The following is a 13,700-nucleotide window of genomic DNA, read 5'->3' as shown; positions in this document are numbered from 1 at the left end:
GCGTGATTCACGCGTGACGGATGACGATTTCAGCATAGTGACGATGCCTGTAAGCCCAGCAAGGTCAGGCAGGCTGGCTATTTCAGGACAGCACGCAAAATGTGTCGAAGTCGCATGGGCAGGGCCTTCCGTGCGTTCTTGAGTTCGGTTGCCATGCGCTGTTCAGGCGTGGACTTTGCCCGTTTTCAAAGATCGAAGCGGGCGAGCACGGGCGCAAAGGCTATGCTGAAATCGTCACAATCCACGCTTAAGCACACCAAGACTCCGACGTCCGGCATTCCTACCATGTGCATCATGAAAACCCTCGATATCATCGACTCGCACACCGGCGGTGAACCGACCCGCCTGGTGGTGTCGGGTGGCCCGGAGCTTGGCGGCGGCACGCTGGCGCAACGTCTCGACGTGTTGCGCACGCATTTCGACGACTGGCGCGCGGGCATCGTCACCGAACCGCGCAGCTCGGACGTGGTAGTCGGCGCGCTGCTGTGCGAGCCGGACGACCCTGCGTGCGCGGCCGGCGTGATTTTCTTCAACAACGTGGGCTATCTCGGCATGTGCGGGCACGGCACGATCGGCCTCGTCGTCTCGCTTGCGCACATGGGGCGGATCGGGCCGGGGCGTCATCGGATCGAAACGCCGGTCGGCATCGTCGAGGCGACGCTCAACGAGGACGGTAGTGTGGCCGTGCGCAACGTGCCGGCTTATCGCTACCGGCAAGGCGTGCCGGTGGACGTGCCGGGCTACGGCAGCTTGAGTGGCGACATCGGCTGGGGCGGCAACTGGTTCTTTCTCGTCGCCGACCACGGACGCGCGCTGGAGGCGGCGCGGATTGCCGAGCTGACCGCGTTCAGTTCGGCAATCCGCGACGCGCTGATCGCGCAGCGCATCACCGGCGCGGACGGCGCTTTGATCGACCACATCGAACTCTTTGGCCCCGGCTCGCGCGACGGCATCGACAGCCGCAGCTTCGTCCTCTGTCCCGGCAACGCGTACGACCGCTCGCCGTGCGGTACCGGCACGAGCGCGAAAATCGCCTGCCTCGCCGCCGATGGCAAGCTCGTAGAAGGCGCGGTGTGGCGGCAGGAGAGCATCATCGGCAGCGTATTCGAGGCGAGCTATCGTCACGCCGGCGACGGTGTCTCGGTGATTCCGACCATCACCGGCCACGCGCACATCATGGCTGAAGGGCGTTTGTGTTTCGACGAGCGCGACCCGTTCGCGTGGGGCATCCGCACGGCATGACGGCGGACGTGTTGATCGTCGGGGCTGGCATTGTCGGCGCGGCTTGCGCGGCGGAGCTGGCCGCGCTCGGCATGCGGGTCGAGGTACTCGACGCACAAGGCATCGGCGGCGGCGCGACGGCGGCGGGCATGGGCCATATCGTCGTGATGAACGACTCTCCCGCGGAATTCACGTTGAGCCGCTATTCGCGCGACTTGTGGCTGGCGCTCGCGCCGCAACTGCGCATGCGCGACGCGTTCGCGCGCTGCGGCACGCTATGGGTCGCAGCCGACGATGAGGAATGGCAAGCCGCTCGCACCATGCATGCCGCGTTCGAAGCACAGGGCGTCTGTGCACAATTGCTCGACGCGTTCGAGCTGCGAACGTCTGAATCGGCGCTGGCGCACTCGATGGCGGGCGGCTTTAGGATCGAGCACGACAGCATCGTGTATGCGCCCACCGTTGCCGAATGGCTGCTGACGAAATCCTCAGGAGTCGAGAATATACGTGTGCGGCTCGGCACGCGGGTTACTGCAATCAATGCTAGCGGCGTGACGCTGGCCGATGGCGAACACATCAGCGCCGCGCATGTGATCGTTGCCAATGGTCTGGGCGCTCAACAACTGCTGAGGTCGCTCCCGTTGCAGCCGAAAAAAGGTCATTTGCTGATCACCGACCGTTACCCCGGACTCATTCGCCATCAACTGCTCGAACTCGGCTACATCAAGAGCGCGCATCATGCGGCCGGCACTTCGGTGGCGTTCAATGCACAGCCGCGGCCGACAGGCCAGTTGCTGATCGGCTCGTCGCGCCAGTTCGATATGACCGATTCCGCCGTCGACATGCCGGTGCTCGCTCAGATGCTGCAGCGCGCCGCGTACTATCTGCCGGTCCTGCCGACACTCAGTGGCATCCGCGCGTGGACCGGCTTTCGCGCTGCGTCGCCTGACGGATTGCCCTTGATCGGTCCGGCTGGCGATTTTTCACCCGGCGTGTGGCTCGCAGTTGGACACGAGGGTCTTGGCGTGACGACCTCGCTGGCGAGCGCAAAGTTGCTCGCCGCGCAAATCACTGGGAACGCCGCACCGATTCCGTTTGAGCCGTACTTGCCGGGCCGTTTTGCGCAAGAGGTGGCCTATGACTAACGCCGATGCAGCATGCGTCCACTTGACGATCGACGGTAGAAGCGCCGTGGTCGAAGCGGGGTCGACCGTGGCCGCGGCGCTTGTCGTAGCGGGTGTGAGCGGCACGCGGACGTCGGTTAGCGGCCAGCCGCGCGCAGCACTGTGCGGGATGGGCGTGTGCCAGGAGTGCCGCGTCATGATCGACGGGCGGGCGCATGCGTTGGCGTGTCAGATTCTTTGTCGCGAAGGGCAAGTGGTTTGGACGACTGCCGCCACGGCCTCGGCCGATGCAGCCAACGTAGCCAGCGGGACCAACGTAGCCAATGGGACCAACGTATCCAATGGGACCAACAGGCCTAACGGGACTACCACCACGGGCACACGATGAAGCAGCACTTCGATATCGTCGTGGTAGGCGCCGGTCCGGCCGGGTTGAGCGCCGCGCAGGCCGCGGCGCGCGAGGGCGCCACGGTCGCGTTGCTCGACGACAGTCCGCGCGCCGGTGGTCAAATCTGGCGTCAAGGTCCCGGCCATCCGCCGCAAGCTCAGTTACACGCGCTGCTCGAAGCCTTACGCATGCAAACCAACGTCATCCTTTTGCCGTCGACTCGCGTGATCGCGCCTTTGGGCTCGCGCGGTTTGCTGCTTGAGTCGGCTGAGCATGGTGGCGTGTCTATCAGCTACGATCGATTGATCCTCGCGACCGGCGCGCGCGAGCGGCTATTGCCATTCGCCGGCTGGACGCTGCCCGGCGTGACCGGTGCTGGCGCGCTGCAGGCACTCATCAAAGGCGGCATGCCGGTGCGCGGCGAACGGATCGTGATTGCAGGCAGCGGTCCTCTGCTGATCGCCGCGCTCGCCACCGCGCGTGTTGCCGGGGCGCAGGTGGTGGCGGTAGTGGAGCAGGCGTCGGCGTTCGAGGTCGCCCGATTCGGAATCTCTCTGTTAGGCGAGCCGGCGAAGTTGCGGCAAGCCATTGCCATGACGCGCGGTTTCGCACGAGTGCGTTACTGGACCGGCAGCATCGTCCGGCAAGCTGATGGCGATGGCCGCGTTGAGCGCGTGACGATCCTGCGCGGTCAGCAGGAGTCGACGCTCGACTGCGACCGCATCGCCTGCGGCTATGGACTCGTGCCGAATATCACGCTCGCGCAAGCACTCGGCTGTGCTAGCAACGAAGCGGGTGAGATCGTCGTCGACAGTGAGCAGCGGACTTCAGTGGACGGCGTGCTGGCGGCCGGCGAATGCACGGGCGTCGGCGGTGCGGAACTGGCGGGTGTGGAAGGCGAGATCGCCGGGCTCTCCGCGAGCGGCGCCCCGGCAAGCCGTACCTCGGCAAACCGCACCGCACTGCATGCGCAACGAGCCCGATGGCGCCGTTTCGGCAAGCGCGTCGAAGCGGCGTTTGCCCTGCAAGCCGCCGCGCGCACGCCACCCGACGACGCCACGCTGCTCTGCCGTTGCGAAGACGTCAGCCTCGGCGAGGTGCGCGTCTATCCGGATTGGCGCGAGGCCAAGCTGCATACCCGCTGCGGGATGGGCGCATGCCAGGGACGAATCTGCGGCGCCGCGGCTGGGCTGTATTTCGGCTGGGAAGCCGCTGCTCCGCGCCCGCCGTTCAGTCCGGCGCAAATCGGTACGTTGATGGCGGCGGGCGGGGAGCCACCGCCGGCTGAATGACACCAGCATCCATGCGGCCGCTGGATATTGTCCCCAGCCGCGTGGTCCTATAATCGAGCGCAAGCGAGCGCCCGCAAACGCCCGACCGCATAGCTGCGCGCATGATGAACGTGCCGGCAAATGCAGGAGCAAAAGCACCCGCGAATGCACCGGCGAGAGCGCACCGACATCGCACGACCACCGCACCAACGCAAAACCGCACCGACCACGGAACCCGCACGATGAACACGCTGGCTCATCCGCTCGAACCGGACGACGCAACGCTGTCCGGCATGCTGTCGCATTTCACTTTGCTCGAGCCCGTGTTCGACGCGATGCCGGACGTCGTGTTCTTCGTCAAGGACGCGCACGCTCGGTACGCGCTGGTCAATCGCACGCTGGCTTCGCGCTGTGGTTTCAAGGAAAAGGCCGCCTTGCTCGGCAAGACCGCCGAGGACGTCTTCCCGCGCCGCTTCGGTCGAATCTACACCGCACAGGACAAAGCGATCATCAACGTCGGCAGCCAGATGATCGATCAGCTGGAATTGCACCTGTATCCCGGCCGCCAGCCGGGTTGGTGCCTGACCTGCAAGCAGCCGTTGCGCGATCCGGCGGGCAAGGTGGTCGGCCTCGCCGGCATCTCCCGCGACCTGAAAGCGGACGAAAGCAGTCATCCCGCTTACAGCCGGCTGGCCGCGGTGGTGCAGTCCATTCAGGAAAACTACGTGCAGCCGTTAAATCTGAAACAGCTTGCGGCAATGGCGGATATGTCGGTAGCGCAACTGGAGCGCTACTTTCACAAAGTGTTTCATTTGACGCCGCGCCAGGTGTTGCTGAAAACGCGGCTGGACGCCGCCACCGCGCTGCTGGTTTCGCACGACAAGGTCACCGACGTCGCCGCGCTCTGCGGCTACACCGACCACAGCGCCTTTACGCGCCAATTCAAGGCGACCGTTGGCATCACGCCGACCGAGTACCGGATGCTGCTGCACGGAACCTCGCGAAGCTGAGCCGCGGCACACATGGTTCGTCGCAAGCATCATTACTACGTCTACGTCGTCGCGCTGGACGACACCGTCTGGAACGAGGCGCGCTTTCGCCGCGCGAATCCGGATTACCGGTTCGACAAGCCTTGCGTGTACGTGGGAATGACGGGACTGGATCCGGATCTGAGATTCGACCGGCACAAAGCCGGCATTCAGGCGAATCGCTATGTGCGCGATTACGGCCTGCGCCTCTTGCCCGAATTGTATGAAGTGTTCAATCCAATGCCTTACCGCGGCGCACAGGATATGGAAGTGGAATTGGCGATTGGACTGCGCGAAGCGGGGTACGCCGTATGGCAGGCGTAATGAAAACGTAAAACTCGCCTTACTTCACGCCAAGCCCGCGCAGCACTGCATTGCCTTCAGGCGTCAGACGGATATGCGAGGCGCCTGCGTCGCCGGAGACCGTTTCGATCAAGCCGGCTTCGTGAAGCTGCGGAATCTCGGGTTTCGCGGACGCGTCGATCGGCGCGTGCAGCAACAACAGCAGTGTCGCCAGTTCGTGATGGCTCAGCAGGCGGCGCAGAATTGTGGGCCGCTTCGCCGGTGCCGTCGTCTCGTTCGTGTTGTGATCGGGCTGGTTCATGGAGCGCACCTTGTGCGGGATAGTGTCTGTCGGGTGGATCATGCGGATGAAGTCTTAAACGATTCTTAAGACACCATTGTGATGTAACACCGTGACACTATGATTGCGCCGGAACAAGTTACCGATCGTTACACTTGGCCGATTATTACCTTTGCTTACCTTACGGCGCGCAAGTTTTGCTCGCTGATTCAATCCACAGATTGCTCACGTGGCGTTTGCCCGCGTAGAAGCGGTAGGTGGTCGCGCCGTTGTCGCTGCGCACCTTGACGATATTCGAATCGCCGAAGTCGAGCATCTGGCCTTGCGGGATTTCGGTCGATTTGAACGCGGCGTTGTGGCTGGTCGCCACTTGTGTCAGGCAGGCGACTACATCGTTGACCGAGCGCTGCGTGGTGGTGTCCGTGACGGGCTCGCCGGCATCCGGGTTCTTCTGGAAGTACGCGCAAGCGCTGAGAAGCAGGGGAACTGACAGGACTACGGCAAACTTCTTCATATCTCTCCTGGCGTTTCATTCGGCCGACGGTTCGCGCGGCGCCCGCATGGGGCAGAGTGCGCGCGGCACCGGGCCGCGGATCAACCGCCATTATATCGGTGCGGCGTCCGCTAAGCCGATGAAGCACGGGCTGTGCCCGATCCGCCTGAATTCGCAGACGGTAGGCTGCAAACCACAGCCCACAGCCCACAGCCCACAGCCCACAGCCCACAGCCCGCCTGCGTTGTCAGCCGAACGCCTATTTACGGCGCTGAGCCTGCGCCGCGAGCCGCACAGCCGCATTGGCTGCGCCATAGCCGTCGTAGCCGCCGCGCCGTTCGACAATTTCCAGGAAAAAGCGCTGATCCAGTTGTTCGGTGTAAGCGTGGAAGAACTCGCCACCGCGCTCGTCCCGGTCGTACAGGATGTTGTGTGCGCGCATCGCCTCGAGCGTCTCGTCCGGCAGCGCATAGCGGGCGGCGAGATCGTCGTAGTAATTGCGCGGGATGCGCAGAACCGGCAAACCGTCGGCGACGAATTCGGGAATCGCGCTGAAAATGTCGCCGGTGCTCAACGCGACGTGATTCAGGCCCGAGCCGTGGTAGGTGTGCAATGCCTCGGCCACCGCCGTGTGATGGTCCACCGACGCGTTCAGTGCGATGCGCACCGAACCGTCACGACTGCGCAGCGCGCGGCTGCGCACCAGCCCGTACGGGTCGGGCACCAGCACGCTTGGCTCGGCCTGGAAGCCGAACGCGGTCCGCAGAAACAACACCCACGTATCCAGTGAAGGCGCCGGCACGGACAGGCAGACGTGGTCGATGCGCGCGAGCGGCCCCACTTCAGTCGGACCGTTGACGTCCGTGAGCACGAAATCGGCCTCGAACAGGGTGGGCTGGTCCGGCGTCTCGTCGACGAAATAGTTCAGGCTGCCGTCGGGCGCCTGCACGGCGGGCAGCACGCGTTCGTTCGGCCCGATCTGGCCGGAGAACGGCGCGTAGCCGAACCCGGCGGCGCGCTCGAACGCCTGATTGGCGTCGTCCACTCGAAACGCCGATGCGCACAGCGACAAACCATGCTGCTGGAAGAAGGCGTTGGCGAACGAATCCGGTTCGGCGTTCAGCACGATCGACGCCGCGCCGTGCTGAAATAACGTCACATCTTTCGAACGATGCTGGCCGGCCTGGCGAAAGCGCAACTTGCCGAGCCAGTCGACGAGATGAGCGCGGGTGGTGTGATCGACCGCGAACTCGAGAAACTGGTAGCCGACGTGCGCAGGCGCGGCGGGCGACTGATAGAGCTCGCCGACCGGCTGCCGGGTGGATTCAAGCAGCGCGCGAGTCTGTTCCTCGAGGAACAGCAGCGAGCGATGGCCGTCCGCCGCGGTGATGGCGGTCGGTGCGGCGCGAAAACCGTCGTTGAAAATTTCGAGCGAAAGCGGCCCTGCGTAGCCGGTTTTCACGACCTGCGCGGTGAAGCCGGCCAGATCGAAATCGCCCTGACCGGGAAAGCAGCGGTAGTGGCGGCTCCATTCGAGCACATCCATGGCGAGCTTCGGCGCATCGGCGATTTGCACGAAGGCGATGCGGTCGCCCGGAATATCGGCAATCGCGTCCACCGTATCGTTGAGCGACAGCGTATGAAAGCTGTCGAGCACGAGCCCGAGATTCGGGTGATTCACCGCGTTGACGAGCTTCCAGGCATGGCGGTAGGTCTTCACATGCTTGCCCCACGCGAGCGCCTCATAACCGGCGATCACGCCGGCTGCTTCGGCCGCACGGGCCAGCGCGCCCAGCTGGTCGGTCATCAGCGAATCGTCGCCGATGGTGTCGGGCGAGACGTTGCTGCACACCAGAATCCGATCCGTACCCAGTTCGTGCATTACGTCGAACTTGCGCTTCGCCCGATCCAGATTGCGCTCGAGGCGCTCCGGGCTCACCCCGTCGAAATCGCGGAACGGCTGGAACAGCATGATCTTCAGCCCGAGATCCCCGGCGATGCGCCGCACATCGGCGGGCGAGCCGTCGAAATACAGCAGATCGTTCTCGAAGATCTCGACGCCTTCAAAGCCCGCCGCCTGGATTGCGGTCAGCTTTTCGACGAGGGTCCCGCTGATCGACACGGTGGCAATCGAACGTTGCATGAACGGCTCCTGCAAAAACAATGAAACGGCTGTTGGGACGGTGCCATGCGGTTGCTGTGCCGCGTTCGCATGGCTTGCGGTCCACCATGTTGCAATGCGAAAAATGGTCTAGCTAGTTACCTGTAACCAACTGGGCGCAGGCCGGAAGCACCCGCAATAACGCAATTTTTCGACAGTTTATACAAACTAACTAGATGGTACAAATTCGTATAAACCCCGAATGACGATTGCGGCCAATGCGCGCACACTGCGCTCATGTTGTAGAGCCGCGGCGCGTGCCGTGGTCCGCTTTATGCCTTACTTTTGCAGGAGTGGTCGTCATGAGTTTTGCATCAGTGCTGGTCCTCAACGGACCGAATCTCAACCTGCTCGGCACGCGTGAGCCGGCCATTTATGGCTCGGAAACACTCGACGACGTCGCGCAACTTTGCCGTGACGCGGGCGAGCGGCTGGATCTGTCGATCGACTTCTGTCAGTCGAATGCAGAACACCAACTCATCGACTGGCTGCATGCGGCACGCACCAAGGTCGACGGCATCGTGATCAATCCGGCGGCTTACACGCATACCTCGGTGGCGATTGCCGACGCGCTCACTGCGATCGAAAAACCCGTCATCGAGGTGCATATTTCAAACGTGCATCGCCGCGAAGCGTTCCGGCATCACTCGTACGTGTCGGCGGTGGCCGAGGCGATCATCATCGGCTGCGGTACGCAGGGTTATGTGCTCGCTCTGGAGCGGATGGCGGTCATCCTTAAGAATAGGGCGGCTAAATGAACACACAAGCGAACACACAAGCGAACGCTCAAGCGAGCCCGCAATCGTTTCTCGTCGGTCTGATCGGTTCGGGCATCGGCGGATCGCTCACCCCCGCGATGCACGAGGAAGAAGGCAGCAAGCTTGGCCTGCATTACGTGTATCGGCGCATCGATCTGGACGCGTTGAAGCTGGACGTCACAGCGCTCTCCGATTTGCTCGTCGCCGCTGAACGCATGGGCTACAACGGACTGAACATTACGTACCCGTGCAAGCAGGCCGTGATTCCGCTGCTCGACGAACTCTCCGACGACGCGCGCGCACTCGGCGCGGTCAACACGGTTCTGTTCAAGGACGGCAAACGGATCGGCCACAACACCGATTGGTCGGGTTTCGCCCGCGCGTTTCAACGCGGCTTGCCGGATGTTTCGCTGGAACGCGTCGTGCAACTGGGCGCGGGCGGCGCGGGCGCAGCGGTCGCGCATGCTGCGCTGACAATGGGCGCGCAAACGCTCACCCTATTCGACGTGGACGCCGCGCGCGCCGCATCGCTCGCCGTGGAATTGCAGAAGCGTTTCCCCGCATCCACCGTCAGTGCGGGCAGCTCGCTGGCCGAATCGCTCGCCGCCGCTAACGGCCTGATTCACGCAACACCCACCGGCATGGCGAAATTGCCGGGCTTGCCGTTGCCGGTCGAATTGCTGCACCGCGATTTGTGGGTAGCGGACATCGTCTATTTCCCGATCCGCACCGCGCTGTTGCAGGCCGCCGAAGCGCTCGGCTGCCGCACGCTGAGCGGCGGCGGCATGGCGGTGTATCAGGCGGTCGACGCGATGCGGATCTTCACGGGCCTGGAACCCGACGCCGAGCGCGTTTACACGCATTTCCAGTCCTTGTTGCAACGTCAGGCCAGCAGCAGTAGTGCATAAGCCATACACATCCGGTACGTAACCCGACCGAGGAGACAGAAACGATATGCCACAACCGATTCAATCCACGCCCGCCGACGCGACACGCGAAACGGCTGCCACGGCAAGCACCGCGCGCCGCTCGAAAGCCCGTTACCAGATTCTCTCGCTGCTAGCGGTCGGCACGATGATCAACTATCTGGACCGCACGGTGCTCGGCATCGCGGCGCCGCAACTGACCAAGGAGCTCGGCATCAACGCCGCGCTCATGGGGCTGCTGTTCTCCGTGTTCTCGTGGAGCTACGTGGCCTCGCAGATTCCGGGCGGCCTCTTTCTCGACCGCTTCGGCAGCAAGCTCACGTATTTCCTGTCGATGACGTTCTGGTCGCTGTGCACGCTGGCGCAAGGGCTCGTGCATGGCATCGGCGCATTGTTCGTGTTCCGGCTCGGCCTCGGCGTGTCGGAAGCGCCGTGCTTTCCGACCAATAGCCGCGTGGTTGCCACATGGTTTCCGCAGAGCGAACGCGCGATGGCGACCGGCACCTACACGGTCGGCGAATATATCGGCCTCGCGTTTTTCAGCCCGTTCCTGTTCATGCTGATGGGCGCGTTCGGCTGGCGTTCGCTGTTCTACGCGGTGGGCGGCGTGGGCCTCGTGTTCGGCGTGATCTGGTGGATGTTCTATCGCGAGCCGCAAGATCATCCGTCCGCCAATCAGGCGGAGCTCGACTATATCGAAGCAGGCGGCGGTCTGACGCACCGGAAGAAGGACACCGGTCTTTCCGGCGCACCGGCGGCAGCGGCTGCAGCCGGAAAGAGCGGCTTCGAATGGCGCACTATCGGACGTCTGCTCAAGCATCGTCAGTTGACCGGCATCTGCCTCGGCCAGTTCGCCGGTAACTCGACGCTGGTGTTCTTCCTCACCTGGTTCCCCACGTATCTCGCCACCGAACGCCATATGGCATGGCTGAAGATCGGCTTCTTCGCGATCATGCCGTTCATTGCCGCGTCGATCGGCGTGATGTTCGGCGGCGTCTTCTCCGATTGGCTGCTGCGGCGCGGCAAGTCGCCGAACGTGGCGCGCAAGCTGCCGATCATCGCCGGCCTGCTGCTCGCGTCGACGATCATTCTCGCCAACTATGTCGAGAGCAACGTGGTGGTGATCGTGATTCTGTCGGTGGCGTTTTTCGCGCAGGGGATGGCGGCGCTGGGCTGGACGCTGGTGTCGGATATTGCGCCCGATGGCCTGCTCGGCGTGACAGGCGGCATCTTCAACTTCGCCGCCAATCTTGCCGGCATCGTGACGCCGCTGGTGGTGGGTTTCATTGTCGCGGCAACCGGCTCGTTTGTCGGTGCGCTGGTGTTCATCGGCGCGATCGCGTTGATCGGCGCGCTGTCGTACATCTTTATCGTCGGCGATATCAAGCGGATCGTGCTGGTGGATTGAGCCGCACGGCTTGATGGAATAGCGCGATCGAATAGCCTGATGGAATAGAGAAGGGGGACGTGGCGAGGCCGCGTCCCCCTTCTTTCGTTTCAGATGTGCTTCAGTCTTCCTTGCGCACGAAACGCAGCACGGCGTCGACGATCATTGCACGATGACGCGCACGCAGGCGCGGGTGCGACGGATCGCGGCCGAACGCCGTACCGAAGGTATGGCGATTGCCGACGCGGTGAAAGCACAGCGAGCTGATCATCAGGTGCAGGTCGATCGCGTCGACGTCGCTGCGGAACAGTCCCGCCGCGATGCCGCGCGAGAGCAGATCTTCGATCGTATGAATGACGGTGACGTTGCGGCCTTTGAAGCTCTTCACCTGCTCGACGTACTTCGCGCCGTGAATGTTCTCAATCGTCACGAGGCGTACGAAGTCGCGCTGGCGGTCGTGATAGTCGAACGTGAACTCGACCAGCGCGCGCATGCCCTCGACCGGATCGAGTTCGCTGACGTGCAGATCCTGTTCGAGCGCGCGAATGTCGCCGTACACTTTTTCCAGCACGGCCTGGTACAACCCTTCCTTGCTGCCGAAGTAGTAGTACAGCATGCGCTTGGTGGTGTTCGTGCGCTCCGCGATCGCGTCGACGCGCGCACCGGTCAACCCCATCGCGGAGAACTCCTGGGTCGCGACGTCGAGAATGTTGCGCTTCGTCTGTTCGGGATCGTACTTGCGTCGGGCGTCGGCACGCGGGGCGCCGGACGCGATGCCGTTGGTATCAGGCTCGGCGGCCTTGCTTCCCTTTTTCATTGTGTATTCGAGCGGCAGTGACGGCGCATTCTAGCATGGCGAAACTGGCCTCTGGAGCGGGTCTTGGGCATAAGCGGCCGCGTATTGAATCGCGTATCGAACTGCGTACTGAATAGAGTCACGGCGTCGACCGGGTCGAGGTGCGCCGGGCGGCCAGTGCATCGCGTGTCTGCATGGCGGTGTAGGTGAGTTGCGCGGCTGCGAGACCGAGCGCGCCATAGGTGGGCGTCAGGCCGAAGGCCGCGAACGCGTCGGGCACCGGCCGTTCGCCGGAGATGGCCGCCGCCAGCAATTCGCCGGAGACGGTGGTCGGCGCCATGCCGTGGCCGCCGAAGCCGACCGCGTACCAGACGCCGTCCGTGCTGCGGCCGATTTGCGGCATCTTGTGCCGCGCGTAGCTCATCAGGCCGCCCCAGGCGTACTCGATACGCACGTCGTGCAGTTGCGGATAGACCTTCAGCAGATCACGCCGCAATAACCGCGCGATGATATCGGGGGCGCGGTCGCGCACCGAGATGCGGCCGCCCCACAGGATGCGCGTGTCGGGCAGCGGGCGGTAATAGTCGAAGGCGAAGCGGGTGTCGTAGACCGCGGCGCGGGTGTCCATCGCGTCTTTCAGGCGTGCGCCGAGCGGTTCGGTGGCCATCACGTAGGTGGCGATCGGCAGCACCGCGCGCTCGACCCGCGCATAGACGTTGTGCGCATAGCCGCCGCCGGCCATCACCACGTGGTGTGCCTCGAGCGCGCCGTGCGGCGTATGCACCACGAAACCGGAGCCTTCAGGCTGCAGGCGCACGACGGGCGACTTCTCATGAATCTGCACGCCCGCGTTGGCCGCGGCGCCAGCGACGCCGAGCACATATTTCAGCGGATGAAAGTGGAACGCGTTGCGCTCGAACAGGCCGCCGTGATAACGGCTCGTCTTCAATTGTGAAGCGAGCGCCGCGGCCGCCACGGGTTCCCATTCGACACCGAACGAATCTCGCATCAAGCGCCGCTGCGTGTCGAGCCTTGCCGGTTCGTCGAACCAGTTGGCGAGGATCACGCCGGCGTCGGTTACATCGCAATCGATGCGGTAGCGCTGGATACGCTTCCTCATCAGATCGACGGCGTCGGTGGTCAGCGCATAGAGTTCGCGCGCGCGGGCCGGCCCGAGGGTTTTCAGCAGATCCGCGCAATCGAGGCTGTAGCCGCCGAACACGAAGCCGCCGTTGCGGCCGGAGGCGCCGAAGCCCACCTGCTCGGCTTCGAGCACGGCGACGTCGGCGACGCCCCGTTCGGCGAGTCCCAAGGCCGTGGACAAACCCGCGAGGCCGCCGCCAATGATGCAGACGTTGACGCTGCGCCGGCCAGTTAGCGGCGCGTAAGCGGACGAGTGCCCGGGAGAGCGGGCGACAGTGGCTTCATAAAAGCTTTGCATAGGCTTAAGGGTAGCGGGAATGTTGCGCTCACGTCCAGCCATCTGACAATGCTTGCACTTCGGGGCGGTTAAACAGAAGGCCGGTATCCACGCGTAGCGAATGCCGGCCTTGCCAGCCTCGTC

The 13,700-nt window shown here is 63.6% G+C and carries 13 protein-coding genes and 1 pseudogene; 9 read left to right on the top strand and 5 right to left on the bottom strand.

Features of this window, described 5'->3' with window-relative positions:
• Positions 1-285 precede the first annotated feature (285 nt).
• The 6 genes and pseudogenes from GNZ13_RS05935 to GNZ13_RS05910 all read left to right on the top strand — a co-directional run bounded on the left by GNZ13_RS05935 (position 286) and on the right by GNZ13_RS05910 (position 5,356).
• Positions 286-1,242, top strand: coding sequence for a 4-hydroxyproline epimerase (locus GNZ13_RS05935; protein WP_172161435.1), 957 nt, complete (start codon positions 286-288; stop codon positions 1,240-1,242).
• Positions 1,239-2,366: an NAD(P)/FAD-dependent oxidoreductase gene (locus GNZ13_RS05930; RefSeq protein WP_172161433.1), complete on the top strand. Its 1,128-nt coding sequence runs from the start codon at positions 1,239-1,241 to the stop codon at positions 2,364-2,366. Before GNZ13_RS05935 ends, GNZ13_RS05930 begins: the two co-directional genes overlap by 4 nt.
• Positions 2,359-2,625: pseudogene (locus tag GNZ13_RS05925) on the top strand (2Fe-2S iron-sulfur cluster-binding protein); the annotation flags it as partial. The gene GNZ13_RS05930 and the pseudogene GNZ13_RS05925, both read left to right, overlap by 8 nt.
• Positions 2,626-2,729: 104 nt before the next feature.
• Positions 2,730-4,025, top strand: a complete 1,296-nt coding sequence (locus GNZ13_RS05920) for an FAD-dependent oxidoreductase (protein ID WP_172161351.1) — start codon at positions 2,730-2,732, stop codon at positions 4,023-4,025.
• A 221-nt stretch (positions 4,026-4,246) separates the two neighbouring features.
• Positions 4,247-5,014 carry an AraC family transcriptional regulator gene (locus GNZ13_RS05915; protein ID WP_153142323.1) on the top strand — a complete coding sequence of 256 codons (768 nt, stop codon included), beginning with the start codon at positions 4,247-4,249 and terminating at the stop codon, positions 5,012-5,014.
• Between the two features lie 12 nt (positions 5,015-5,026).
• On the top strand, positions 5,027-5,356 hold the full coding sequence (locus GNZ13_RS05910; RefSeq protein WP_172161349.1) for a hypothetical protein: 330 nt from the start codon (positions 5,027-5,029) through the stop codon (positions 5,354-5,356).
• A gap of 19 nt (positions 5,357-5,375) precedes the next feature.
• Here the strand turns inward: GNZ13_RS05910 and GNZ13_RS05905 are convergent, their stop codons facing one another.
• The 3 genes from GNZ13_RS05905 to GNZ13_RS05895 form a co-directional block, all read right to left on the bottom strand.
• On the bottom strand, positions 5,376-5,636 hold the full coding sequence (locus tag GNZ13_RS05905; RefSeq protein WP_172161348.1) for a hypothetical protein: 261 nt from the start codon (positions 5,634-5,636) through the stop codon (positions 5,376-5,378).
• 160 nt (positions 5,637-5,796) lie between these two features.
• The gene (locus GNZ13_RS05900; protein ID WP_172161347.1) at positions 5,797-6,129 is read right to left on the bottom strand and encodes a hypothetical protein; all 333 of its coding nucleotides are present in this window, start codon (positions 6,127-6,129) and stop codon (positions 5,797-5,799) included.
• Between the two features lie 238 nt (positions 6,130-6,367).
• Entirely contained in the window at positions 6,368-8,251 is a 1,884-nt protein-coding gene (locus tag GNZ13_RS05895) for a bifunctional sugar phosphate isomerase/epimerase/4-hydroxyphenylpyruvate dioxygenase family protein (RefSeq protein ID WP_172161346.1), read from the bottom strand.
• 320 nt (positions 8,252-8,571) lie between these two features.
• Here GNZ13_RS05895 and aroQ point away from each other — a divergent pair, with 320 nt between their 5' ends.
• Genes aroQ through GNZ13_RS05880 form a run of 3 tightly spaced genes read left to right on the top strand, consistent with a single transcriptional unit; the run spans position 8,572 to position 11,361 of the window.
• Positions 8,572-9,027 (top strand): type II 3-dehydroquinate dehydratase, encoded by a 456-nt coding sequence (gene aroQ, locus GNZ13_RS05890; protein WP_172161345.1) that lies wholly within the window; start codon positions 8,572-8,574, stop codon positions 9,025-9,027.
• Positions 9,024-9,935, top strand: a complete 912-nt coding sequence (locus tag GNZ13_RS05885) for a shikimate dehydrogenase (protein ID WP_172161344.1) — start codon at positions 9,024-9,026, stop codon at positions 9,933-9,935. The genes aroQ and GNZ13_RS05885 overlap by 4 nt, the downstream gene beginning before the upstream one ends.
• Positions 9,936-9,981: 46 nt before the next feature.
• Positions 9,982-11,361: an MFS transporter gene (locus GNZ13_RS05880; RefSeq protein ID WP_172161343.1), complete on the top strand. Its 1,380-nt coding sequence runs from the start codon at positions 9,982-9,984 to the stop codon at positions 11,359-11,361.
• Between the two features lie 100 nt (positions 11,362-11,461).
• On the opposite strand, the gene GNZ13_RS05875 is transcribed toward GNZ13_RS05880, so the two are convergent.
• Both GNZ13_RS05875 and GNZ13_RS05870 read right to left on the bottom strand, forming a co-directional pair.
• Entirely contained in the window at positions 11,462-12,157 is a 696-nt protein-coding gene (locus GNZ13_RS05875; RefSeq protein ID WP_172161342.1) for a TetR family transcriptional regulator, read from the bottom strand.
• A gap of 118 nt (positions 12,158-12,275) precedes the next feature.
• Positions 12,276-13,577, bottom strand: coding sequence for an NAD(P)/FAD-dependent oxidoreductase (locus tag GNZ13_RS05870; protein WP_172161431.1), 1,302 nt, complete (start codon positions 13,575-13,577; stop codon positions 12,276-12,278).
• Between the last annotated feature and the right edge of the window lie 123 nt (positions 13,578-13,700).

The organism is Paraburkholderia elongata (assembly GCF_013177735.1).
Lineage (GTDB): Bacteria > Pseudomonadota > Gammaproteobacteria > Burkholderiales > Burkholderiaceae > Paraburkholderia > Paraburkholderia elongata.
The sequence above is the reverse complement of the archived record's forward strand: the minus strand, read 5'-3'. Positions and strand labels throughout refer to the sequence as shown.